Source organism: Streptomyces aurantiacus JA 4570 (assembly GCF_000414115.1).
Lineage (GTDB): Bacteria > Actinomycetota > Actinomycetes > Streptomycetales > Streptomycetaceae > Streptomyces > Streptomyces aurantiacus_A.
In genome coordinates this window covers 1-22,096 of sequence record NZ_AOPZ01000433.1, presented here as the reverse complement: position 1 = coordinate 22,096, position 22,096 = coordinate 1, and the positions used below count along the sequence as shown (strand labels likewise).

Sequence of the window (22,096 nt, the reverse complement as noted above, 5' to 3'; positions counted from 1 at the left end):
GGCGGCGCCCGGGTGGTCGCCGGCCAGGGAGCGGGCGCCCGCCATGCCTTCGAGGGCCAGGGCCACCGCCCGGTTGTCGCCGGTGCCGCGGGCCACGGCCAGGCCCTCGCGGTGCAGGGTCTCGGCGCGCGGGGCGTCGCCGCGCTGCTCGGCGACGTACCCGAGTTGGGCCAGGAGCAGCGCGGTGCCGGAGTCGATGCCGAAGCGGCGGTTGAAGTCGAGCCAGGGCAGCAGGTACTTCTCGGCGGTGTCGAGGTCGCCGCGGCGGCGGGCGGCGAGGGCCAGGCCGGTCTCGGCGAACTGCTGCGCGGGCCGGTGGGACTGCTGGGCGGCGAGCCGCGCGGCGCGTTCGTGGTACTCGTCGGCGCGGGCGTCGTCGCCGGTGAGGAGGGCGAGGCGGCCGAGGCGGGAGAGGCGGAAGGAGACGTCGGTCCACAGTTCCAGCTCTTCGGCGCCTGCCATGCCCTCGCGTTGCAGCCGGGCCGCCTCGTCGTAGTCCGCGGCGATCTCGGCGAGGATGCCCAGCTGCTCGGATGACTGCAACTGCCCCCAGCGGTCGCCGAGTTCGACGAACAGGGCGGCGCTGCGGGTGGCGTCGGCGCGCAGGGCGGGGAGGTCGCCGCCGTAGAGGGCGCGGGTGGCGCGGACGCTGAGGGTGGCGGCCTCGCCCCAGCGGTCGCCCGCGGCGCGGAACTCGTCGAGGAGCGCGTCGACGCGGGCCGACTCGGCCTCGGTGCGCTCGAAGCCGCAGCGCGCGAAGGCGAGCAGCCAGCGGGCGCGGCGGTCCGCGCGGCCGTCCCCCGTCACGCAGTCCGCGCCGTAGGCGCAGGCGTCCTCGCCGGTGAGGAGGCCGAGGGCGGCGAGGGAGGTGGCGGCGGTGGCACGGGCCGGGTCGCCGCCCGCCTGTGCGGTGCCGCCACCCGTGTCCGGGTCGAGGGCGAGGCGGAGCCAGCGCAGCGCCTCGCTGAGGCGGCCGCGCAGGAACCAGTACCAGGTCAGGGAGTTGACCAGGCGCAGGGTCAGGGCGGCGTCGGCCCGGGTGGTGGCCCAGTCCAGGGCGGCGCGCAGGTTGACCGTCTCGGCGTCGAGACGGCGCAGCAGGCGGCGCTGGTCGGGGCCGTGCAGGGCGGGGGCGGCGCGCTCGGCGAGGTCCGCGTAGTGCAGGGCGTGGCGGTGGCGCAGGGCCTTCGCCTCGCCCGCCTCGTCGAGGCGTTCGAGGCTGTAGGCGGCGACGGATTCCAGCATGCGGTGGCGGATGGCGCCGTCGGGGGCGGGGGGTGTGGGGGTGAGGAGGGAGCGGTCGGTCAGGCGGGTGACCAGGTCCAGGACGGATTCCGCGCTGTCCGGGACGCTTTCCGCGCTCTCCGGTACGGATTCCGCGGTCTCCAGTACGGTCTCCGCGCTCCCCAGTACGGTTTCCGCGCTCTCCAGCGTGAACGACCCTGGGAACACGGCCAGTTGACGCAGCGCCCGTCGCTCCGGGGGCGTCAGGAGTTCCCAGCTCCAGTCGATCATCGCGCGCAGGGTGCGCTGGCGGGCCGGGGCGTCTCGGCGTACCTGGTTCAGGAGGCGGAAGCGGTCGTGGAGACGGTCGGCGAGGGCGTGCACGCCGAGGGTGCGGACGCGGGTGGCCGCCAGCTCGACGGCCAGGGGGATGCCGTCCAGGCGGCGGCAGATCAGGGCCGCCGCCTCGCGGTTGTCGTCGTTCAGGGTGAACCCGGGCGTTGTTGCCGTCGCGCGTTCCGCGAAGAGGCGCAGGGCCTCCTCCTCGGCCAAGGGGGCGACTGTTTCCAGGGTTTCGGCGGTCAGGGCGAGGGGTTCCTGGCTGGTGGTGAGGATGTGGAGGTTCGGGGCTGTGCGGAGGAGGTGGGCGACCAGGTCGGCAACGTCGTCCAGTAGGTGTTCGCAGTTGTCCAGGACGAGGAGGGCGCGGCGTTGCGCCAGCGCTTGGGCGAGGGTTTCTTTCCCCAAGCCCGCCCCTTCCCGAGACCGGGGGCTCTGGGACCCCCGTATCGGCCTGGACGGCCTCGTCCTCAAAAGCCGGACGGGCTGAGACGTCCTCCCTAACGCCTAGGGTCGCCGCAATTGTCTCCGCCACGCCGTCCCTCGTGCCCGCCAGCTCCACCAACCAGGCACCGTCCGGGAATTCATCTGCGTGCTCGGTGACCAGAGTGCGGGCCGCCTCCAGGGCCAAGCGGGTCTTGCCCACTCCGCCGGGGCCGGTCAACGTCACCAGGCGGGTGGCGCGGACCAGGTCGCGTACGCGGGTGATCTCGGTGGTGCGGCCGATGAGGTCGGTTACGTGGGCGGGCACGTTGGTGGGAGGGGCGGCCGGGGCGGTGGGCGTCACCGGGGGCGGGGGTGCCAGCGCCGGGTCCTGGCGCAGGATCGCCGTGTGCAGGGCGGTGACCTCGGGGCCCGGGTCGATGCCCAGGTCGTCGGCGAGGCGGCGGCGCAGGTCCTGGTACGCATCCAGGGCCTCGGAGGGGCGCCCGGCCCGGTAGAGGGCGCGCATGTGGGCCGCGCGGAGGCGTTCGCGCAGCGGCTCGCGGGCGACCAGGCCGGCCAACTCGTCGGCCAGCAGGGCGTGTTCGCCGAGTTCCAGGCGCAGCTCGGCCAGCGTCTCCTCGGCGGTGAGCCGCTGCTCCTCCAGGCGCCCGGCCGCCGCCCGCGTGAACTCCGCGTCGCGGAAGTCGGCGTAGGCGGGGCCGCGCCACAGGGCGAGGGCGTCCCTCAGGAGTGCCGCCCGTGTCCGAGGGTCGGCGTCGTCGTACGCGGCCGTGGTCAGCGACGTGAAGCGGCCCGCGTCGGTGGCGTCGTCGGTGGTCCGCAGCGCGTAGCCCGCCGGGCCGTACGTCACCAGGTCGCGGCCGCCCGGCTCGGCGGCGAGGGCGCGGCGGAGCTGGGAGACCTTCGTCTGGAGGGAGTTGGCGGGGTTCGCGGGGAGATTCCCCTCACCCCACAGGTCCTCTACCAGGGTGTCCACCGGTACGGGGTGTCCGGGGCGGACGAGCAGCGCCGTGAGCAGGGTGCGCACCTTTGCCTCCGGCACGGGGAGGGGGGTGCCGTCGTCCTTGCGCACCGTCAGGGGGCCCAGCACCTCGAATCGCATGCGGCAACCGTAGTCGTGGGCCTCTGATGGGGCTGCGCCCCTCTCCCCCCTCTTCGCGCTTCGCGCTCGTCCTCAATCGCCGGACGGGCTGACCTCCGACGGCCGGATCGTCGTGCGTCGGTCGTCAGTGGTTCGTGCGTGCCCCCGTGCAACGTGTTCCTCGTCGCCACAACCGGCGCCGAACCACCACCGAAGGAGCCCGACATCATGCCCGCCTCCCGCGAAATCCGCCTCGCCGCCCGCCCCACCGGCGAACCCGCCCTCACCGACTTCGAGCTGGTCACCACCGACATTCCGGACACGGACACCGTGGCCGAAGGCCAGGTCCTCGTCCGCAACACCTGGATGTCCGTCGACCCGTACATGCGCGGCCGCATGGACGACGTGCCCTCGTACATCCCGCCGTTCCAGCTGGGCGCGCCCCTGGAGGGCAGTGCGGTGGGCGAGGTCGTGGCCTCGGGCAGCGCGGACGTGCCGGTCGGGGCGACCGTCTCGCACTTCGCCGGGTGGCGTGAGTACGCCGTGCTCGACGCCGCCGCCGTGACGGTCGTCGACACCTCGCTCGCCCCCGCGTCCGCCTACCTCGGGCCGCTGGGCACGACGGGCCTGACGGCGTACGCGGCGCTGACCCGTACCGCGCCCGTCAAGAAGGGCGACGTCGTGTTCGTGTCGGCGGCGGCGGGCGCGGTCGGCAGTGTCGCGGGGCAGGTGGCCCGCGCCCTCGGCGCGTCCCGGGTGATCGGCTCGGCGGGCGGCCCGGCGAAGACGAAGAAGCTGCTCGACACGTTCGGTTACGACGCGGCGATCGACTACCGGCAGGGCCGCCTCGCCGAACAGCTCGCCGAGGCGGCACCCGACGGCATCGACGTGTACGTCGACCACGTGGGCGGCGACCACCTCCAGGCCGCGATCGGCGCGATCCGCCCGCAGGGCCGCATCGCGCTCGTCGGCGCCATCAGCACGTACAACGACACCACGCCCGCCCCCGGCCCCGACAACCTCTTCCAGGCCGCGAAGCAGGAGGCGACGCTGCGCGGCATGCTCGTGAGCAGTCACTTCGACCTGTTCCCGGAGTGGATCGGGAGGGCGGCGGGGATGCTCGCCGACGGCACGCTGCGTACGGAGGAGACGGTCGTCGACGGCATCGAGCGGGCGCCGGACGCCTTCCTCGGCGTCCTGCGCGGCGCCAACACCGGCAAGATGCTGGTCCGCCTGGACGGCGAGGCCAAGTGATGGCCAAGGTCCTGCTCGTCACCGGGCACCCCCGCCCCGACTCCCTCACCTCCCAACTCGTCCGCCACGCCCGCGAACGCCTCACCGCGCAGGGCCACGCCGTGGACCTCCTCGACCTCGCCGCCGAGGGCTTCGACCCCCGGATGACCCCGGCCGACGAGCCCGACTGGGCCGACCCGGAGAAGACGTACTCGCCCGAAGTGCAGGAGCACATGCGGCGCGTGGCGGCGGCCGACGCGATCGTCGTGGTCTTCCCGCTGTGGTGGTTCGGCCTGCCCGCCCTGCTCAAGGGCTGGATCGACCGGGTGTGGAACCACGGCTTCGCGTACGGCGGCCGGGACAGTCTCCTGGACCGGACCCGCGTCCTCTGGCTCGGCCTGGTCAGCTACGACCGGGAGCAGTTCGCGGAGCTGGGCTGGGAGGAGACGGTGACGCGCGTCCTGGACCGGGGCATCTCCCAGTTCTGCGGGATCGCGCCGGAGCGGGTGGCGGTCCGGTACGTGTACGACTCCCTGAAGGTGGGCGAGGGCGCGTTCGCGGTCCTCGAATCGGCGCTCGACGAGCTGGGGCCGGGGCTGCGTGACTGAGCGGCCGGGGCCTTGTTCCCGGCGAGGGCATCGCCGCACGGGTCGCGTCGATCGCGGTGGGGCGCCGCGCGGGGAGCCTCAGCCGGGCACGCCCAGGCGCTGGGTGCCGACCACGGACAGCAGCCGCAACGCCTGCTCCGACGGGGAGCCGGGCGTGGCGGTGTAGATGAGGACCTGTTGGTCCCGGTCGGTGATGTCCAGGACGTCGCAGCTCACCGGGACGGGGCCGACCAGGGGGTGGTCGAAGGTCGTGCAGAGCGTGGGTCGGGCGGTCACGTCGTGGGCGTCCCAGAGGCGGGCGAACTCCTCGCTGCCGGCCCGCAGTTCCTCGACCAGGCCGGTCACCTCGGGGTCGTCGGGGTAGCGGGCCGCGGCGGCGCGCAGGTGCCGGGCCGAGGTGGCCGCGAACTCGTCGGCGTCCGAGACGCCGTACAGCCGCCGGCCGTTCCGGTGCGGGCCGAGGAACGCGCGCCGGATCAGGTTCCGGTCCCGGCGCGGCAAGGCGGAGAAGTCCTCCATCAGCGCGGCGGCCAGCTCGTTCCAGGCGATGACCTCGTACGTCGCCGACACCACGATCGCCGCGGCCTCCGGCAGCCGCCGCAGCAGGTCGACGATGCTCTGCCGGACCTCCCGCGAAGGCCCGGCCGGTGGCCCGGGCGGCGTACTGGCGAGGTGGTGGAGGTGGTCGCGCTCGGCGTCCGACAGACGCAGCGCGCGGGCGAGCTGGGCCAGCACCTCGCGGGAGGGGTGCCGGGCGCGGGCCTGCTCCAGGCGCGTGTAGTACTCGGCCGAGATGAACGCGAGCTGCGCCACCTCCTCGCGGCGCAGCCCGGGGGTGCGGCGGCGCGGCCCCGCGGGCAGTCCCACGTCGGCCGGGGTGATCCGCTCCCGTCTGCTGCGCAGGAAGTCGCCCAGCTCTCGCCGTACTCGCCGTACGCGCTGTACCTGTTGATCCACCTGTCCAGTGTGCGTCGGGCCTGCGGCTCCCAGCCAGGTACTGGCGGGGCCTGGATGAGCGGGGCGGCCGGGCCCAGGCTCGTCGGCATGAACGACAACGCGACAACGACCGGCACGACCCGCACAGCCTCCGCGGCCACCACGACCGCCACCACCTCGGGCCTCCTCACCGGCAAGGTCACCCTCATCACCGGCGCCGGCCGCGGCATCGGCGCCGCGGCCGCGCGGCTGTTCGCCAGGGAGGGCGCCCGGGTGCTGCTCGCCGCCCGCACCGAGGCCCAGCTCAAGGCCGTGACCGAGGAGATCCGCGCGGCCGGCGGCACCGCGGACCACATGGTGTGCGACCTGGCCGACCCGGCGAGCGTCCGCGCCGCCGTCGACCGGGCCGTGGAGCTGTACGGCCGCCTTGACGCGGCCTTCAACAACGGCGCGGCGGGCCAGCCGCCCGGCCCGATGGACCAGCTGTCACAGGCCGACTTCGACGAGGTCTGCGCCGTCAACCTCAAGGGCCCGTGGCTGGCCATGAACGCCGAGGTCGCCGCCATCCGCGCCACCGCGCGGCACGGGGCCATCGTGAACACCTCCAGCGTCGGCAGCCTGATGGCCAACCCGCAGCTGCCCGCGTACGGAGCGACGAAGGCGGCCCTGAACAGCCTCACCGCGTCGGCCGCCGCCACGTACGGCCCCGAGGGCATCCGCGTCAACGCCATCGCCCCCGGCACCACGCTCACCGAGATGCTGCTGGAGTGGGACGAGCGCTCCCCCGGCACCATCGAGCACCTCAACTCCCAGACCCCGCTGGGCCGCGCCGCCGCCCCGGAGGAGATCGCCGAGGCCGCCGCCTGGCTGCTCAGCGACCGCGCCTCGTACGTCACCGGCACGGTCCTGCGGGTCGACGGCGGCATGCGGGCGTGACGGAGCGACCGCTTGACCCTCACACCAATGTGAATGTTTCACCATGTCCGTCATACGCCAGCCAGCGGACCGTTCTCCGAGGTGAATGTGATGGACAACCAGCTCTACGACTACAGCCCCATCGTCGGCCGCGAGCCGATCCGGTGGCCGGGCGGCGCCAAGGTCGCCTTCTATGTCGGGCTCAACATCGAGCACTACGAGGTCGACAAGCCGTCGACCTCCACGTTCCCCGGCACCGCGCACCTCGCCCCGGACCCGCTCAACTACGGCTGGCGGGACTACGGCCCGCGGGTCGGCTTCTGGCGCACCCTGGAGACCCTCGACCGCCACGGCGTCCGGGCGAGCGTGCTGCTCAACTCCGACGTGGGCGACCGCTATCCGCAGATCGTCCAGGCGGGCCGGGAGCGCGACTGGGCGTGGCTCGCGCACGGCAAGAACAACTCGGTCTTCCAGGCGGACATGACGGAGGACGAGGAGCGCGCGTACCTGAAGGACGTGGTCGGGACCATCGAGCGGACCACGGGCACGCGGCCGCGCGGCTGGATGGGTCCGGCCCTGACGGAGACCTTCCGCACCCCGCACCTGCTCAAGGAGCTGGGCCTGGACTACGTACTCGACTGGACGAACGACGACCAGCCGTACGCCCTGAACGTGCCGGGCATGTTCAGCGTCCCGTACTCCGTCGAACTGAACGACATCAGCCTGTTCGTCGGCAAGAGCACGACAGGACCGGACTTCGTGCGGATCGTCAAGGACCAGCTCGACCAGCTGCACGCCGACGCGGAGGCCGCGGACAGCGGGCGGGTGATGGCCCTGGCCCTGCACCCGTTCGTGATCGGCCAGGCGTTCCGCGCGAAGTATCTGGACCAGGCTCTTGAGTACGTGGTGAACCACCCCGGCGTGTGGGTGACCACGTCGGACGAGATCGCCGGGCACTACAGGTCGACCCGGTCCGCGCAGCCCGCGCAGCCCGCACGACCCGCGCAGCCCGCGCAGTCCTGACGGCGCCTCCCGGGGGCGCGCGAGGTCGTGGGTCACCTCCGCCGGTCGGCCGACGCTGGCCGCGCCTTCTTGTCGCGTACGCCCCGGTTCGGGACCGTTGCGTCCATGATGACGCGAACGAAGCTGGCGGTGGCGGCAGCCGCCCTGCTCCTCACCCCGTTCACCGCCGGGTACGCGAGCGCGGCCCCCACCACAGCCCCGGCCCCGGCCACGGTGTCCACCGCCCGGGTCCCCACCCCGCCGCCCGACGCCCCGGCCCCCGCCGAGGCCCCCGCCCAAGCCCTCACCGCCTGCGAGATGGGCGGCCCCCACACCGACTTCCGGGGCACCAGCATCCACATGCGCAACAGCCCCGGCGGCGACCACGTCGGCTGGGCCAACCAGGGCGACTGCGCGTACTGGTACCAGACCGACTCCGGGCCGACCGTGCAGTGCCCGGACGGCAGCAGGACCGCGGCCTGGCAGCTGGTGCAGAACAAGCGCACGGGCGTCGTGGGTTACGTCTCGGCCTGCTACCTGGGCTGAGGGCCGGGGGCCGGTAGGCGTCGTGCGTGTCCACCGGCGCACCCCCGTGCGCCGTCCCCCGCCCGGGATGTGGATCGTCCCGGACACGGCGGCGCCCCCGGCCCCGCGCGGGCTGTTCTTCGGCGGCCTACACCGAGAACGAGCCCGCGGCGGGGTACACGTGCGTGCCGTACCCCGGCTGCACCACCATCGCATCCCCCTGGCAGAACGGGTTGGAGTAGATCCGCACGGGCTTGTCCGTGAGATTCGACAGCTCATGGGCGCCCGCGGGCAGCGTCTTGCAGCCCTCCGGGTCCTGGTGGACGACCAGCGGCGTGAACTCGTGGGAGAAGACCACCACCTGGCCCGACGAGGCGGCCTGCGCGGCCCCGGTCAGCCCCAGCACCGAAGCGGCCGCGACCAGGGAAACCAGAACTGCTGTTGCTCGCATGAGCATCCTTCCTGTTCGTACGGATTCGTCTGCCGTCGCCCACGCCCGCCCGAACGGCGGCGGGGTGAACTGCCCGGCCCAGGTGTCACCGCCTCCCCGGGCCGTGACGCGAGCAACGCTATGGAGCCCTCTCACTCCGATCGCGAACTACGCGTGATAAACCACCAGTTGGGAGGGCGTCGCAGCTCACCGGCGGACGACCTGCTCATGCGGCGCACACCGGATGCACGAGCCGGGGCGGACACGGCCGGGGCGACAGCTCACCGCGCCCAGGTCGGCCGCCAGGTTCCCGCCCCCGCGTGCTCCGGCCGCCGGGCGAGCAGATGTTCCCGTAGCGCCGCGAGGCCGGGGTGCGGATTGTCGGTGTGCCAGAGCAGGCAGTGCGGGTAGACGGGCGTCGGGTCGCGCAGCGGGATGAGCCGCAGGTCGTGGCCGGCGGGCCAGACGAGCGGGGTCTGTTCGCTCAGGAAGGTCGCAAGCGTCGAGGAGTCCGCGATCGTGTCGAGGAGCGTCTCGATGCCGAAGTTCGGGCTCGGGCCGAGCACGTCGATGGTGCACCCGAAGGTGGCGGCGAGTTCGTCGTAGTACGCGGCCCACTCGGTCCCGGGCTCGTTGCCGGGCATCCAGATCCGCTGCCCCGCGAGCTGCGCCGGAGTGATCGAGCGGGCTCCCGCGAACTCGTGGCCGGGCCCGGTGAAGAGCATCTGCGGCTCGTCGAACACCGGGACGGCCTCGATGTCCTCCGGGAGCCGCCGCCCCGGCATGGTGACCGCGCGGAACGTCGCGTCGATCGTGCCGTCCTTGAGCGCGGCGACCGCCGCGTCGGCGCCGTAGAGGGTCACCACGTCGAGGGCGGTCCCGGGGTGCGCGCGGTGGAAGTCCCGCAGCAGACCGGCCGTCGCCACCCGGCGGCCGACCACGTCGACGCGCAGCGCCCGGCTGCCGGGCCGCACCGAAGCCGCCGCCCGCTCCGCGGCCTGGAGCAGCGCGCGGGCGTGCGGCAGGAACGCCTGCCCGTCGATGGTGAGCCGGGTGCCGCGCGGCGTGCGCGTGAACAGCCGCACGCCGAGGCCCGCCTCCAGCGCGGCGACCCGCTTGGACACGGCCTGCTGGGTGATCTCCAGCTCGGCGGCGGCCTCCTGGAACTGTCCGGTGTCGGCGGCGGCGACGAAGGTGCGTACGGCGTTGAGATCCACGGGGCCACTTTACGGGGTACGTGCACAACGCCTGGTTGTACGAGACCTCCCCCTGGTTGTTTGCCGGGCTGACCAGCACCTGGATTTGATGCCCCGAGGTCAACGTGGGGTTGTCCGGAAAGGGGACGCTGGGCATGGCGGGCGGGCGACGGAGATCACTGGGCCGGGACTTCGGGTGGCTGTGGGCCGCGTACGGAGTGAGCGCGTTCGGCACCCGGTTCGCGTTCGACGCGTTCGCGCTGATCGCGATCCTCGCGCTGCACGCGGGACCGGCGCAGGTGTCGCTGCTTTCGGCGGCGGGGCTCGCGGTGGGGGCGGCGGTGGCGGTGCCGCTCGGGCCGTGGGTGGAGTTCCGCCGCAAGCGGCCGGTGATGGTGGCGATGGACCTGGCCCGCTGCGCGGCGCTCCTGACCGTTCCGGCCGCGTACGTCCTCGACGCCCTCACCTTCGCCCAGCTCCTGGCCGTCTCGGTGCTGGTGGCCGCCGCCGACATCGCGTTCGGCGCGGCGGCCGAGGCCCACCTGAAGGCGCTCGTGCGCCCGGAGGACCTGCTCACCGCGAACAGCCGCATGGAGTCGACGACTTGGACGGCCACGGCACTCGGGCCGCCGCTCGGCGGGGCGGCGGTGGGGATGTTCGGGCCCGTGGTGACGGTGGCGGCGGACGCGGTGAGCTATCTCCTGTCGGCGGCGGGGATCCGCGCGATCCGCGCCGCCGAGCCGCGGCCCGCGGCACAGCGGGGAGCGGGCGGGGGTGCCCCGCCCCGCCTCCGCGCCCGCGACCTCCCCGACGGCTGGCGGTTCCTCCTCACCGATCCGGCCCTGCGCCCCCTGTTCCTCAACACCGTCCTGGTCAGCGCCCTGATCATGGCGGCCTCTCCCCCGCTCGCCGTCCTCATGCTCGGCGAACTCGGCTTCGCCCCCTGGCAGTACGGCCTCGCCTTCGCCCTGCCGTGCGTGGGCGGCCTGATCGGCTCCCGCCTGTCCCGCCCCCTGGTCCACCGCTTCGGCGAGCGAGCGGTCCTGCGCACCGTGGGAACCCTGCGCGCCTGCTGGTCCCTCGCCCTGGCCTTCGTCCACCCCGGCCCCACCGGACTGGCCCTGGTCATGGTCACCGAGCTGGGCCTGATCACCTGCATGGGCGTGTTCAACCCGGTGTACGCCACGTACCGCCTGAACCGCACCCCGCCCGACCGGACCGCCCGCACCCTGTCCGCCTGGACGATCACCACCAGGACCACGGTCGCCGCCCTGACCGCTCTCGGCGGCCTCCTGGCCACCCTCACCGCCCCCCGCACCACGATCGCCACCGCCGGGCTCCTCCTCCTGGCGACCCCGTTCCTGCTCCGGCTTCCCGACCGACCGGGCGCCCTTCCCGGCCGCAAGGGGCCGTGCCCCCTGGGCGCCCCACCCCCCGTCCGGAAGCGTTGACGCCATGACCCTCACACGCGTCACGGCGACGCGGCTCGGCCGGGCGGCACTGGCCGCCGGGGCCGCCCTCGCCCTCTTCGCCGCGCTGCCCACCAGCAGCGCCCACGCCGCCAACGGCACGTTCTTCTACCACTCGGTCGAGGCCGGGGACCTCGAAATGAACAACCCGGCGAACGGCGAGTGCCGACTCCTCGTCCAGGGCGGCGCGACCAGCGCCTCGAACCAGACCGACACCCGCGCGACGATCTACTTCGACCACGGCTGCGAGGAGCCCTGGGGCACCCTGGCTCCCGGCCAGTCCACCGGCTTCTTCGGCTCGCTCCCGCACAGCGTGATGTTCGGGTGACCTGCGGAGTACGGGTACGCGGCGCCGCAAACTCCCCGCGGGGCCGCGTCACCCGTTCACCGCACGATTGATCGTTTCTGCGGCTTCCCTTCGGGTGACGCGGCCCCGGGAAAAGCGGATACGCCACGTCCACGAGGCAGGCTCCGACGGGGCTCGATTCACGGACCCACCGGAGCCGCTCGACCTCCGGCCCCCCCCCCAACTCCCCGCAAGGAGTGCCTTCGTGCGTTTTCGTTCCTCCGCCGGTGCCGCCCTCGGCGCGCTCGCGCTCATCCTGACCGTGCCCACCTCGGCGAGCGCCGCGACCGGTGAGTTCGAGTACACCTACACCGGGCTCAATGGCATGCCGCAGACCGCCAAGCTGGTCGACCCGGAGAGCCGCGTCTGCCACACCCTGCCGGAAGTCGCCGACGACGACGCGTCGAACCCGGCGCACTCGCCCCGCAACCGCACCGACTCGACGGTGACCGTCTTCACCGAGGCCGAGTGCGAGGGCGCATACTTCACCCTCCGCCCCGGCGGCCAGGCATCCGAGCGCCTCAAGATGCGCTCGGCCATCTTCAGCTAGTACGCGGCTTCAGTACGAAGCAGACCGGCTGCCGGACGAACCCCGGCAGCCGGCCCCCTCCCGCACCCGACATCCCGTGCCCGCTCCGATCGGTTCGGGACACGGCGCGCGGATGGCCGACTTGGCACCGTTGATCTTCGCTCCCGGCCGCGCCCACGCTGGGGAAGCCGCCAGGCAGGCGGCAAGGACGACGACGGAGCGAGGGAAGCACGCATGAGCGAGGACAAGGCCGCCGAGACGACCGCGCTGGGCAGCAACGAGGACGCGACCCGCGGCTACTACGACTCCAGCGACGTGGACGCCTTCTACGACGCCGTCTGGGGCGGCGAGGACATCCACACCGGCGTCTACGCCCACGACGCGGAGCCGGTCGCGGACGCCTCCCGCCGCACCGTCGAGCGCCTGGCCGACCGTCTCGCGGACCACCTCCGCCCCGGCCGGTCCGTCCTCGACCTCGGCTCCGGCTACGGCGGCACGGCCCGCTACCTCGCCGAACGCTTCGGCTGCCGCGTCGTCGCGCTCAACCTCAGCGCCGCCCAGAACGAACGCCACCGCGCGGCCAACGCCAAGCGCGGCCTCGACGGCCTGATCGAGGTCGTCACCGGCTCCTTCCACGAAGTGCCGTACGCGGCCGACCACTTCGACGCCGTCTGCTCCCTGGAAGCGCTCTGTCACAGCGACGACCGGGCGCGCGCCCTGAGCGAGGCCGTACGCGTCCTCAAGCCCGGCGGGGGCCTCGCGTTCACCGACATCATGGCCGACGAGAGCGCGTCCGCCGAGGCGCTGCACCCGGTCGTCTCCCGCCTGGGCGTGGCCGCCCTGGCGACCCCCTCCTTCTACCTGCGCCTGCTCACCGACCTGGGCCTGACCTCCGTGGACTTCGACGACCACAGCGCCCACATCGCCCGCCACTACGTCCGGTTGAACGAGGACACCCGCGCCCGCGAGGCCGAGCTGCGCACCACGATCAGCCCCGCGTACGTCGACACCCTGCTCGCCAACCTCCCCCTCTGGGTCGACGCCACCCGCGCGGGACGCCTGCGCTGGGGCATCTTCAGCGCCCGGCACACAGTCGACTGAGCCGACTATCTGCTCGTCCGAATGAAGGTGAGTGTCCATTCACCGGAGTGGGGCGTTGGGAGGAACGGTTCGCTCCGGTTCTCGGGGCGGGCCTGTCCCCTTCTCCGAAAGGCACTTCGCCATGCGTCGTACCGCTGCCGTCATCCTCGGAACCGCCGCGCTTCTCGGCGTCCTCGCCACCCCCGCCTCCGCCGCGCCCTCGGGCGGCACCGTCGAGACCGCCGCCGCCAACCTCGTCGACGTGGTCCGCAACGCGATCACGGGCGTCGAGGTCACCCTCGACAACATCACCAGCCGCCTGTAGTCGCCCCGGCACGGGGCCTTCGCCTCGCACCCCATTCACGGTACATATGGCCTTATCAGGCGCTTTGCCGTGCAGTACGGGGAGTGCCTGAACCAGTCCCTTCCACGTGAGGACCACACCTTGATGCGCCTACGCGCCATCACCACGGCCGCCGCCTGCTCCCTGGCGCTGGTCGTCGCCACTTCCGGCTCCGCCTCCGCCGAGGCGCTCGGCAAGTTCCACTACACCTACACCGACGCCCAGGGCACGGAGCAGAGGACCTGGATGGAGGGGGACCCCGGCATCGAGACCAATGCATGCCTCGACGTCCCGGGAGCGGCGGACGCGACCAAGACCGACCCCGCGCATTCGCCCGACAACCAGACCGACAAGACCGTCTGGGTCTTCGAGGAGCGTGACTGCCAAGGCACCAAGTACACCTTGGGCGAAGACGGAAAGGGCGGGGTGAACCTGAAGTTCCGCTCCGTCTACTTCGACCAGGACTCCTGACACCCGGTGCCCCGGTGCGACGCTCGTCCAGGGCTCGCACCGGGGCACCGCGTTCACGTCAGCGGGGGGGCACCCCAGGCGCACGGGCGGGGTGCGTGCCGCCGCTTCCCGCTCCGCCCTCCCGGCCGCCCAGGGGCGTGCTCCCTGGCCCACCCGCCCGTCGCACGGGGACCGTTGACCCATGACCACCACACGCAATGAGACACCGCGCCGCCTGGGCCGTCTTGCCCTGGTCTCGGGCGCCGCGCTCGCGCTGTTCGCCGCGCTGCCCATGAGCAGCGCCCAGGCCGCCGTCGGCCACTTCTACTACGGGTCGGTCACGGGGGAGACCCTCCAGATCGACGACCCGATCCTCGGCAAGTGCTACAGCCTCTACAAGGCCACCGGCGCGTCCAACCAGACCAACGCCACCGCCACGATCTTCTACGACGGCAACTGCGAGCGGGAGTGGAGCAAGCTCCAGCCCGGCCAGTACGACAACGACTTCGGCGTCACGCTGTACAGCGTGCGGTTCGGCAGCTAGTCCCTCCCCCGGCCGGCACCGCGTCGCGGTGCCGGCCGTCGCGCCGCCCTAAGAGACGTCCAGCTCCGCCCACACCGTCTTCAGCGGCTCCGGGCCCAGCTCGACGCCCCAGCGGTCCGCCAGCGCCGCCACGATCATGAGTCCGCGGCCCGTCTCATCCTCCCCATCCGGCTCCCGTACCTCCGGCAGTCGGTCACCCCGCGTGTCCATGACTTCGATACGCAGCGACTCATCGGTCGCCGTCAGCGTGAGCCGGAAGTCCCTCGCGGGCACCCGCCCGTACACGGCGGCGTTGCTCGCCAGCTCCGCGATGATCTGGCCTGCGGCCTCCAACGGGGTCTCCCACGACCGCAGTTGTTCGGTCGCGAGCAGCCTCGCGAGGCGGGCTCCCCTGCGGGTGGCGGACAGCTGCACGCTGAAGCGGCGCACGGGGGCAGGCACTTGGGCCTTCGGCCGGGTGATTTCTCGGTTCACATAACTGAGCGTGGCCGCTGGCGCCTAGCCTGAACAGTGATGACGCCTGTACGTACGGTGAGTGTCCGGCCCTTGTCCCGAGTCGTACCCACCGTACCCATGACCTGGGGAGGACCGCCGTGAGCATGGACGACATCGGCTGGGAGGTGGACCCCGACGACGAGTCGAGCGCCGTCGCCGAACTCATCGGCCGCCAGATCAAGTTCTGGCGGGAGGCCGCGGGCCTCCGGGCGGTTCAGTTCGGTGAGCAGATGGGGTACGGGGAGAATCTGATCCACAAGGTGGAGCGTGGGGCGCGGATTCCGAGGCCGGAGTTCTTGGACCGGGCGGATGAGGTTCTGAACGCGGGCGGTCACCTACAGGGCCTGAAGCCCGACGCGGAGCGGGCGCGGTACCCGAAGAAAGTTCGGGACTTGGCGAAGTTGGAGGCCCAGTCCGTTGAGCTGTGTGCGTACAACAACTCCGTGATCGATGGGCTGATCCAGACGGAAGAGTACGCGCAAGCCGAGGTCCGGAACCGTCAACCTCCCTTCCCTGAAGCCGAGGTAGAGCGGCGTGTGGCTGGCCGCATGTCCCGGCGGGAGATCGTCCACAACGAGTCAGGGCAGCCTGTTTTCAGCTTCGTGCAGTGCGAATCGACGTTGCGGCGCTCCAACGGGGGAAGGATGGTGATGCGCAGACAGCTCGAACATCTGTTGGAGGTCGGGCAGTTGCGGAACGTCAACATCCAGGTCCTGCTGCTGGACCGCGAAGAGAACGCTGGACTGGGCGGTGCGATCCGAGTCCTCAAGCTCAAGGATGGAACCGCCATCGGGCACCTCGCAGTCCAGCTCGTCAGCCGACTGATCTCCGATCCGCGCGACCTCCAGATCCTCGAAATGCGCTATGGCATGATCCGGGCGCAGGCTCTCACGCCCCGTGAGTCACTGGCCTTCATCGAGAAAGTGCGGGGAGAGACATGACACTGAAGTGGGTCAAGAGCAGCTACAGCACGGCCGACGAACCGGCCTGCGTCGAAGTAGCTGCCACCCCCGAAACGATCCACATCCGCGACTCCAAGAACCCCGACGGGCCTCAACTCGCCATAACATCCGCCGCGTGGGGGGACTTCCTCCCCTACACGCAAAGGTGAACGTGGCCGCCCGGAGGTCGGCAGCATGGCGCTTCCGGGCGACCCGGGGAGGGGGCGGCGGGCACCGGGTGGTGGGAGCGCACGGTCTCGTCGCCGAGTGCGGACCGGATCTTCTTGCGTGAACCCTCACGGCCGGGGGAACGGGCGGATCCGGTGGCGGGGCGGCCACGCCCGACCGCCGGGTGCGGCCAGCCTCCCCCCTCCCCTCTCCCTCACCTACTTTGGAAAAGTTGCGAGCAGCGCACGGCAGTAGCGCGCACCGAGTAATTCACGCCCCCTCCCCACCTGCACTGATAGGCCCTACTAGGTGGGGGCGCACACCTCCCCACTCTCACTACCCCGCGCGCCTCGCACAACTTTTTCAAAGTAGGTCACCGGGGACGGGCCGGTGCCCCGCACCAAGTCTGTGCCGGGCGGCACCCGGCGACGAAGCCGGATCGCCGCCACCGGAGGCTCCCCGCCGCCCCACCCCCGGCCGCCCGGCCAACAGCAACTCGCGCTGGAGGGGTGGGGGTCAAGGGTGGAGCGCAGCGGAATCGGCGTAGCCGACGCCCGGAGGGCGCCCTTGACGCCCGCCCCGGAAGCGCCACACTGCCAACCCCGGGCGGCCTCGCTCACTCCTCGTCCCGGGCCCACCAAGCCAGAGCCCCGGGTGCCACGGGCGCACCCTGGGGCTGCCCGCCGGAAGCCCGGGGGCCACCCGGAGTGTGCGGAAACGGCCGGACTTCTAGCGTTTTCTGCATGAAACTCACCCTGTGCACAACGGCGTTGACCGCCCTGACGGTGACGACGTCGATGGCCCTCGTCACCCCGGCGGCAACCGCCGCCCCGCCGGAATCCGCGCTCGCGCGCTACTACGACCAGCGCCTCGCCTGGCGCAGCTGCGTCTTCGGACCCGACGACGAAGGGGGCAAGTACCTGGAGAAGGCGGGCGCCCGCTGCGCGAACGTGACGGTGCCGCTCGACTACGCCGACCCCGGCGGTCGTACGATCAAGGTCGCGATCTCGCGGATCAAGGCGACGGACACCCGCCACCGGGTGGGCCCCATGTTGCTCAACTACGGCGGGCCGGGCGACCCCACCCTCTACCTCCCGCCCGTGATCCGCGACGCGATGAAGGGCGTGGCCGCGCGCTACGACCTCATCGGCATGGACCCGCGATTCGTCGGCCGCAGCACCGGGATGGACTGCGAGTGGCCCGTCAGCACGTACGTCCTCTCCGCCGGGCTCGGCCGGGCAAGCTTCGAGCGCCAAGTCGGCCTGCACAAGCGGCTCGCTGACGCGTGCCGGGACACTCACGGTGATGTGCTTCCGCATGTCAGCACCCGCAACGCGGCCCGCGACATGGACGTCATCCGGGGCTCGCTGGGTGCGCCGAAGCTCTCGTACCTGGGCTACTCGTACGGCACATACCTCGGCACCGTCTACACGCAGATGTTCCCCGGCCGCTACGACCGGATGGTCCTCGACAGCGCGCTCGACCCCGCGCGCTACCAGCCCCAGCTGATGCGCGGCGCCGAGCCCGAGAACGAGCGAGCCCTCGCCGACTGGGCGACCTGGGCCGCGAAACGGCACGGCAAGTACCAGCTCGGCCGCACCCGTGCGCAGGTGCTCGCCACCATCGACCGGGTCGTGGCCAAGTCCGCGCGCGGGCTGACCCTCGGCACCGCGCCGGACACGTACCGGATCGACGACACCCACGTACCGCTGCTGCTCCTCAGCGGCAACGCCGACGACACCGACGCGGGCCGCAAGGACCTGGCCGACACGGTGTCCGTGCTTGCCAGGGCCGCCATGGGGAAGCCGACCCGGCTGACGGAGAGCCTCACCGCCACGCTGCGCGTCGCCCTGACCGGCGCCGAGTCCGCGTACGGCAGCACACAGACCGCGATCCTCTGCGGGGACGTGGCCGCCCCGCGCGACCCGGAGCACTACTGGCGGGACATCGAGCGCAGCCGCGCCGCCCACCCCGTCTTCGGCCCCCTGGCCAATAACATCAACCCATGCGCCTTCTGGGACCGGCCGCGCGAACAGCCGACCCAAGTGTCGGACGACGCCCGCGCGTTGATCGTCGCCGCCACCGGCGACCCCCGTACCCCGTACCCCGTACAAGGGAAGCGTCGCCCTACGGCAGCGGCTTCCCGGCACCCGGCTGCTCACCGTCAAGGGCGCCAACCGGCACGGGCTCTACGCCGAGTACGGCAACGCCTGCGTGGACGCCAAGGTCAACGCCTATCTGGCCACGGGAAGGCTCCCGGTCAAGAACGAGACCTGCGTTGCCCCGTAGCGCTACGGGGCAGCGCAGGCTTTGAAGGACGCTCAGGTCACATCACGGCGATGTAGAAGGCGTTGGGCAGGCCGCCACCGGAGGGGTCGTAGGTCCCGACGGTGATGCCCTTCCCGCCCGCACAGTTGCCCGGGATGACCCGGAGCGTGGAGCCCGGGGTGTTGCGGGGGGTCGCCGTGACGATCGCCCTGGACAGATCGACGTCCTCGTTCTCGATCTCGACGCAGTAGACGTGCCCCGAGGCGGTGACCCCCTTGACGCCCTTGGAGTGCACGACCGTGCCGTCGGCGTTGATCTGGGCGCCGGCCTGCGCGTGGGGGGCTTGGGAGGTGCTGGCGTCCGGCGCCGCGACGGCGGCTCCCGCCAGCACCGTCGCCGCCACCGCGAGCCCCGCGCCGGTCAGCGCCATGACGCGCGTCTTCCTGGCCTTGAACATGCAGTCTTCCTTTCACGCTGAATGTCGCGGCCTCCCCGGACCGCGACACGAACAACGCTATTCAGACCGTTTATCACCCTTGCGAATCATGCGCGGCAAACCCCCTTTTGGAAGGGCGCCGCAGCTCACCAGCGGACGGCCCACCAGCAGCGCACGCCGGATACACGAGGACGGGCACACTTGCGATCAAGCGCGCTGGACGAGGGGGCTTTCCGGCGCAAACGCTTCGCTCGTTCGGGGGCGAGCGGACGTCTCCGCGCTTCCGGGCGGCGCAGGGCTGGTCATGATCACGGCGGGCTCCCACGGCCGTGGGACCTGTCGCCCGCCCGGGAGGTCGCCGTGGTCCTCGTCATCGTCGTCGCCGTACTGGCTCTGTGCGCAGGGCTGGCGGCCAACCGGTTCCTGCGGCCCCGGCTGATGAGCGACGACGACGCCGGCATGGCCGTCAAGGACCTCGTCGGGCCGTTGCTGACGCTGACCGTCCTCCTGCTGGCCTTCGTCCTGGTCACCGCCGCCGGCTCCTACGGCAAGGCCGAGGTCGCCGCGCGCGGCGAGGCCCGCGCGCTCGACCAGCTCACCGAGATCGCCGAGTACACGCCGCAGGCCGAGCGGCAGCGGGTCCAGGCGGACACCGTCTGCTACGCACGCGCCGTACGCACCCAGGAATGGTCCGCCATGGCCGGCGGCAACGGGTCGGCCGCGCCCAGCGTCTGGTCCACCGACGTCCGCCGGTCCTTCCGCGACCTGGAGGGCAAGCCCGTCTTCGGCATGCTGATCGCCGCCGACAACAAGCGCTCCGACGAACGCGAGGAACGCCTCACGCAGGCCACCGCCAGCATCCCCGGGCCCATCTTCTGGTTCCTGCTCGCTACCCTCACCATCACCGTCGTGGCCCTCGCCGTCTGCCTGCCCCGCAGGAACAACCGCGGCCAGATCGTCGCGCTCACCGTGATCACCGCGCTCCTGACGGCGACGCTGTGCATCATCCGCGACGTCGACCGGCCCTTCGACGGCCTCATCAATGTCGAACCCACCGCGATCTCCGAGGTGGAACGGCAGGCCACCCGCGACTTCCTCGTCCACCACGAGGCGGCCGACCTGCCCTGTGACGCCAACGGCGACCGGCGTACCGCGTAGCGGGCTACCGCACCGCCCACTTGAGGGGCTCCTTGTAGAAGCCCTGCGAGTACGTCACGGACTTGACCGTCTCCGTGGCGGGAATGAGGTACGGCTCGCACACCGTGCGCTCCTCCCCCTTCTTCCAGATGTCCTCGCTGCCGAGCTCCCTCTTGCCGTTGTTGCCGAGACAGTCGGCGGGCCGGCTGGAAAGGTCTCCGATGAGGATGAACTTCGTGGCGGGGGCGCCCGCGCTCGTCTCCGCGCTGACGTCACCCATCACCAGCGCGCTCTTGATCGCGGGGGCCCCGCCGACGTGCTTGGCCTTCACGTAGATCCAGGCGACCTTCTTGCCCTTGTACTTCTTCTCGTCGCCCAGCTCCTTCAGGTCCGCCGGCTTGCCCTCGGTGACCTTCGTCGGCGTGATCGAGAACTTCGCGGTCTTCTTGTAGCTGGTGATCTCCTGCTCGGGACCCGCCTGCCCGAGCTTGAGGTTCTTCGGCGCCTCGGAAGCACCCTTCCCCGCCTCGGACTTGCCGTCCTTGCCCGAGTCGTCGTCCGAGCCGCCGCCGCACGCGGTCAACGCCAGGGCGGCGATCACGCCGACAGCCGTCAGACCGAGGTGCTTGTGGTGGTTCCGCGTTCCGCGCTGCGTCCTCATGTGTTTCCCGTGTTCCCCGTGTTCCCTGTCGTACAGGTCGTTCCGATTCCCTGTCGTACAGGTGTACAGGTCGTTCCGATTCCCTGTCGTACAGGTCGTTCCGATCGATGCGACCGCCTATGGTGCCCTGCGCGGTTCCGGGCAGAAGCAGCGGCCCCACCCGGGGCGTACGAGGGTGAATTTCGCGCCGGGGATATGGGCAGCGCGCGCGACCGGTGTCATTCTTCGCTCACACACTGTGAGGACGTTCCGGTGTGAGGGGGAACGCATGCGCATACGTCAAGGTGTCGTGATCATGGTGGTGGTCCTGGGCGTCGGGACCGCGGCGTGCGGTCGGTCGACCGGGCCCGAGGGTGAGACGCCGGGGCGGCCGGGCGGGTCCTCGGGGCCCGGCGCGGTCTCGTCGGCCGCGGGCCCCGGTGGGTCCGCCACCGCTCCCGGCGAGTCGGCCGCCGCTCCCGGCGCGTCCCGGGGCGGTGACCCCGGCGTTCCGCCGGTGCAGGCGCCGCCGGTCGACACGGGCCCGATCGGCGCACCCGGACCCGGCGTCAGCGGCTCGACGCCCGCGGCCCCGCTCGACGCCCGCGGCCCCGCCACGGTCCTCGTGGTGCGCCGAGTATCCGGAATCGGATGTGTGTCCGCGTACGCCGGAGACGATCGAGCCGGACACGTCCTCGCCCGAGACGACCTCCGACGAAGAGAACAACAGCCCCTCGCCCGAAGGGGATTGACGGGGTGGGTGCCGAACCATCGGGGTCGGCAGGTGCGTCCCGGGCGCGGCGTTCGGCCCGGGTGCCGCGTTCGCCCCGGGCGCGGTCGACCGCCGTCGTGCGGCCGACCGCCGTCCGGCGCGGACGCGCCCGTACCCCGGCGCCGCCCACCGCCGCTGCCGGGGGCGGCGGCCCCGCCGAACTCATCAACTCCGTGGTCGGAGCGGCCTCGTTCGTCAGCGCCCTCATGCTGTACGCGGGCTACATCTACACCAACGCCTACTACGGCCACTTCCACCTCGACAGCTTCGCCGTCGGCTTCGACACCTTCGAACTCGTCATCCGCAGTCTGACCCTCGCCGCCCTGCCCGCCGTGGAAATCCTCATCCTGGCCCTCCTGATCCCGCACCTGCCCCGGCTGCTCACCGCCCTGCGCGTCCCCGCGCGACAGGTGGACCGGCTGCGCGGGGCCGGGCGGGCGGTGGCGCGGGCCCACGTCGGGTTCGTCGCCGCCGGAGCCGCCCTGCTGCTGCTGTGGCGATGGATCCAGCCGTACGCCTGGTCGGCGCCGCTGCTCGTGGCG

General features: G+C 72.1%; 23 protein-coding genes and 2 pseudogenes. 17 read left to right on the top strand and 8 right to left on the bottom strand.

Annotated elements, in window-relative coordinates; translation table 11 throughout:
* Together STRAU_RS44180 and STRAU_RS44175 are read right to left on the bottom strand one after the other, a co-directional pair.
* On the bottom strand, positions 1-1,971 hold a 1,971-nt coding region (locus STRAU_RS44180; RefSeq protein ID WP_397893248.1), incomplete at its 3' end, for an ATP-binding protein.
* A gap of 472 nt (positions 1,972-2,443) precedes the next feature.
* A pseudogene (locus tag STRAU_RS44175) lies at positions 2,444-3,112 on the bottom strand (AfsR/SARP family transcriptional regulator); the annotation flags it as partial.
* A 207-nt stretch (positions 3,113-3,319) separates the two neighbouring features.
* On the opposite strand from STRAU_RS44175, the gene STRAU_RS33435 reads away from it, so the two are divergent.
* Both STRAU_RS33435 and STRAU_RS33430 read left to right on the top strand, forming a co-directional pair.
* Positions 3,320-4,345: an NADP-dependent oxidoreductase gene (locus tag STRAU_RS33435; protein WP_037663594.1), complete on the top strand. Its 1,026-nt coding sequence runs from the start codon at positions 3,320-3,322 to the stop codon at positions 4,343-4,345.
* Positions 4,345-4,932 (top strand): NAD(P)H oxidoreductase, encoded by a 588-nt coding sequence (locus STRAU_RS33430; RefSeq protein WP_037663592.1) that lies wholly within the window; start codon positions 4,345-4,347, stop codon positions 4,930-4,932. Before STRAU_RS33435 ends, STRAU_RS33430 begins: the two co-directional genes overlap by 1 nt.
* Before the next feature lie 78 nt (positions 4,933-5,010).
* On the opposite strand, the gene STRAU_RS33425 is transcribed toward STRAU_RS33430, so the two are convergent.
* Positions 5,011-5,889 (bottom strand): helix-turn-helix transcriptional regulator, encoded by an 879-nt coding sequence (locus tag STRAU_RS33425; protein ID WP_016644844.1) that lies wholly within the window; start codon positions 5,887-5,889, stop codon positions 5,011-5,013.
* Positions 5,890-5,943: 54 nt separating this feature from the next.
* On the opposite strand from STRAU_RS33425, the gene STRAU_RS33420 reads away from it, so the two are divergent.
* From STRAU_RS33420 to STRAU_RS33410, 3 genes are all read left to right on the top strand, one after another.
* A complete protein-coding gene (locus STRAU_RS33420; RefSeq protein WP_016644845.1) occupies positions 5,944-6,804 on the top strand; it encodes an SDR family NAD(P)-dependent oxidoreductase in 861 nt (286 codons plus the stop codon).
* 90 nt (positions 6,805-6,894) lie between these two features.
* Entirely contained in the window at positions 6,895-7,806 is a 912-nt protein-coding gene (locus STRAU_RS33415) for a polysaccharide deacetylase family protein (RefSeq protein ID WP_037663590.1), read from the top strand.
* 105 nt (positions 7,807-7,911) lie between these two features.
* Entirely contained in the window at positions 7,912-8,331 is a 420-nt protein-coding gene (locus tag STRAU_RS33410) for a hypothetical protein (RefSeq protein ID WP_016644842.1), read from the top strand.
* Positions 8,332-8,458: 127 nt separating this feature from the next.
* Here the strand turns inward: STRAU_RS33410 and STRAU_RS33405 are convergent, their stop codons facing one another.
* Positions 8,459-8,761 (bottom strand): hypothetical protein, encoded by a 303-nt coding sequence (locus STRAU_RS33405; protein WP_106968129.1) that lies wholly within the window; start codon positions 8,759-8,761, stop codon positions 8,459-8,461.
* 260 nt (positions 8,762-9,021) lie between these two features.
* Positions 9,022-9,957: a LysR family transcriptional regulator gene (locus STRAU_RS33400; protein ID WP_016644840.1), complete on the bottom strand. Its 936-nt coding sequence runs from the start codon at positions 9,955-9,957 to the stop codon at positions 9,022-9,024.
* A gap of 134 nt (positions 9,958-10,091) precedes the next feature.
* On the opposite strand from STRAU_RS33400, the gene STRAU_RS33395 reads away from it, so the two are divergent.
* The 7 genes from STRAU_RS33395 to STRAU_RS33365 all read left to right on the top strand — a co-directional run bounded on the left by STRAU_RS33395 (position 10,092) and on the right by STRAU_RS33365 (position 14,697).
* Positions 10,092-11,387 (top strand): MFS transporter, encoded by a 1,296-nt coding sequence (locus tag STRAU_RS33395; RefSeq protein ID WP_052029391.1) that lies wholly within the window; start codon positions 10,092-10,094, stop codon positions 11,385-11,387.
* 4 nt (positions 11,388-11,391) lie between these two features.
* Positions 11,392-11,733 carry a hypothetical protein gene (locus STRAU_RS33390; RefSeq protein ID WP_016644838.1) on the top strand — a complete coding sequence of 114 codons (342 nt, stop codon included), beginning with the start codon at positions 11,392-11,394 and terminating at the stop codon, positions 11,731-11,733.
* Between the two features lie 223 nt (positions 11,734-11,956).
* Entirely contained in the window at positions 11,957-12,301 is a 345-nt protein-coding gene (locus STRAU_RS33385; protein ID WP_016644837.1) for a peptidase inhibitor family I36 protein, read from the top strand.
* Positions 12,302-12,514: 213 nt separating this feature from the next.
* Positions 12,515-13,381, top strand: coding sequence for an SAM-dependent methyltransferase (locus tag STRAU_RS33380; RefSeq protein WP_016644836.1), 867 nt, complete (start codon positions 12,515-12,517; stop codon positions 13,379-13,381).
* A 121-nt stretch (positions 13,382-13,502) separates the two neighbouring features.
* A complete protein-coding gene (locus tag STRAU_RS42640) occupies positions 13,503-13,685 on the top strand; it encodes a hypothetical protein (RefSeq protein ID WP_016644835.1) in 183 nt (60 codons plus the stop codon).
* A gap of 123 nt (positions 13,686-13,808) precedes the next feature.
* Positions 13,809-14,174, top strand: a complete 366-nt coding sequence (locus STRAU_RS33370; protein ID WP_016644834.1) for a hypothetical protein — start codon at positions 13,809-13,811, stop codon at positions 14,172-14,174.
* 181 nt (positions 14,175-14,355) lie between these two features.
* Complete coding sequence (locus tag STRAU_RS33365) at positions 14,356-14,697, top strand: hypothetical protein (protein ID WP_016644833.1); 342 nt, start codon at positions 14,356-14,358, stop codon at positions 14,695-14,697.
* A 48-nt stretch (positions 14,698-14,745) separates the two neighbouring features.
* Here the strand turns inward: STRAU_RS33365 and STRAU_RS33360 are convergent, their stop codons facing one another.
* Positions 14,746-15,171 (bottom strand): ATP-binding protein, encoded by a 426-nt coding sequence (locus STRAU_RS33360; protein WP_037663588.1) that lies wholly within the window; start codon positions 15,169-15,171, stop codon positions 14,746-14,748.
* A gap of 125 nt (positions 15,172-15,296) precedes the next feature.
* Between STRAU_RS33360 and STRAU_RS33355 the strand changes: the two genes are divergently transcribed.
* The 3 genes from STRAU_RS33355 (at position 15,297) to STRAU_RS33350 (ending at position 18,646) form a co-directional block, all read left to right on the top strand.
* Positions 15,297-16,133: a helix-turn-helix domain-containing protein gene (locus STRAU_RS33355; RefSeq protein WP_016644831.1), complete on the top strand. Its 837-nt coding sequence runs from the start codon at positions 15,297-15,299 to the stop codon at positions 16,131-16,133.
* A complete protein-coding gene (locus STRAU_RS40950; RefSeq protein ID WP_016644830.1) occupies positions 16,130-16,303 on the top strand; it encodes a DUF397 domain-containing protein in 174 nt (57 codons plus the stop codon). Before STRAU_RS33355 ends, STRAU_RS40950 begins: the two co-directional genes overlap by 4 nt.
* Before the next feature lie 741 nt (positions 16,304-17,044).
* Positions 17,045-18,646 carry an alpha/beta fold hydrolase gene (locus STRAU_RS33350; RefSeq protein ID WP_434976362.1) on the top strand — a complete coding sequence of 534 codons (1,602 nt, stop codon included), beginning with the start codon at positions 17,045-17,047 and terminating at the stop codon, positions 18,644-18,646.
* On the opposite strand, the gene STRAU_RS33345 is transcribed toward STRAU_RS33350, so the two are convergent.
* Positions 18,628-19,026 carry a hypothetical protein gene (locus STRAU_RS33345; RefSeq protein ID WP_016644827.1) on the bottom strand — a complete coding sequence of 133 codons (399 nt, stop codon included), beginning with the start codon at positions 19,024-19,026 and terminating at the stop codon, positions 18,628-18,630. The two genes, STRAU_RS33350 and STRAU_RS33345, sit on opposite strands and share 19 nt — an antisense overlap.
* A gap of 339 nt (positions 19,027-19,365) precedes the next feature.
* Between STRAU_RS33345 and STRAU_RS33340 the strand changes: the two genes are divergently transcribed.
* Entirely contained in the window at positions 19,366-20,163 is a 798-nt protein-coding gene (locus STRAU_RS33340) for a bestrophin-like domain (RefSeq protein WP_016644826.1), read from the top strand.
* Between the two features lie 4 nt (positions 20,164-20,167).
* Here the strand turns inward: STRAU_RS33340 and STRAU_RS33335 are convergent, their stop codons facing one another.
* The gene (locus STRAU_RS33335; RefSeq protein WP_016644825.1) at positions 20,168-20,803 is read right to left on the bottom strand and encodes a hypothetical protein; all 636 of its coding nucleotides are present in this window, start codon (positions 20,801-20,803) and stop codon (positions 20,168-20,170) included.
* An 828-nt stretch (positions 20,804-21,631) separates the two neighbouring features.
* Between STRAU_RS33335 and STRAU_RS33330 the strand changes: the two are divergent.
* Positions 21,632-22,096: pseudogene (locus STRAU_RS33330) on the top strand (hypothetical protein); the annotation flags it as partial.

Bases quoted from the DNA above. Each gene is read 5' to 3' on its own strand.
- STRAU_RS33435 (WP_037663594.1), top strand. From the start codon at position 3,320: ATGCCCGCCTCCCGCGAAATCCGCCTCGCCGCCCGCCCCACCGGCGAA.
- STRAU_RS33430 (WP_037663592.1), top strand. From the start codon at position 4,345: ATGGCCAAGGTCCTGCTCGTCACCGGGCACCCCCGCCCCGACTCCCTC.
- STRAU_RS33420 (WP_016644845.1), top strand. From the start codon at position 5,944: ATGAGCGGGGCGGCCGGGCCCAGGCTCGTCGGCATGAACGACAACGCG.
- STRAU_RS33415 (WP_037663590.1), top strand. From the start codon at position 6,895: ATGGACAACCAGCTCTACGACTACAGCCCCATCGTCGGCCGCGAGCCG.
- STRAU_RS33410 (WP_016644842.1), top strand. From the start codon at position 7,912: ATGATGACGCGAACGAAGCTGGCGGTGGCGGCAGCCGCCCTGCTCCTC.
- STRAU_RS33405 (WP_106968129.1), bottom strand. From the start codon at position 8,761: ATGCGAGCAACAGCAGTTCTGGTTTCCCTGGTCGCGGCCGCTTCGGTG.
- STRAU_RS33395 (WP_052029391.1), top strand. From the start codon at position 10,092: ATGGCGGGCGGGCGACGGAGATCACTGGGCCGGGACTTCGGGTGGCTG.
- STRAU_RS33390 (WP_016644838.1), top strand. From the start codon at position 11,392: ATGACCCTCACACGCGTCACGGCGACGCGGCTCGGCCGGGCGGCACTG.
- STRAU_RS33380 (WP_016644836.1), top strand. From the start codon at position 12,515: ATGAGCGAGGACAAGGCCGCCGAGACGACCGCGCTGGGCAGCAACGAG.
- STRAU_RS42640 (WP_016644835.1), top strand. From the start codon at position 13,503: ATGCGTCGTACCGCTGCCGTCATCCTCGGAACCGCCGCGCTTCTCGGC.
- STRAU_RS33370 (WP_016644834.1), top strand. From the start codon at position 13,809: ATGCGCCTACGCGCCATCACCACGGCCGCCGCCTGCTCCCTGGCGCTG.
- STRAU_RS33365 (WP_016644833.1), top strand. From the start codon at position 14,356: ATGACCACCACACGCAATGAGACACCGCGCCGCCTGGGCCGTCTTGCC.
- STRAU_RS33355 (WP_016644831.1), top strand. From the start codon at position 15,297: ATGGACGACATCGGCTGGGAGGTGGACCCCGACGACGAGTCGAGCGCC.
- STRAU_RS40950 (WP_016644830.1), top strand. From the start codon at position 16,130: ATGACACTGAAGTGGGTCAAGAGCAGCTACAGCACGGCCGACGAACCG.
- STRAU_RS33350 (WP_434976362.1), top strand. From the start codon at position 17,045: ATGAAACTCACCCTGTGCACAACGGCGTTGACCGCCCTGACGGTGACG.
- STRAU_RS33345 (WP_016644827.1), bottom strand. From the start codon at position 19,026: ATGTTCAAGGCCAGGAAGACGCGCGTCATGGCGCTGACCGGCGCGGGG.
- STRAU_RS33335 (WP_016644825.1), bottom strand. From the start codon at position 20,803: ATGAGGACGCAGCGCGGAACGCGGAACCACCACAAGCACCTCGGTCTG.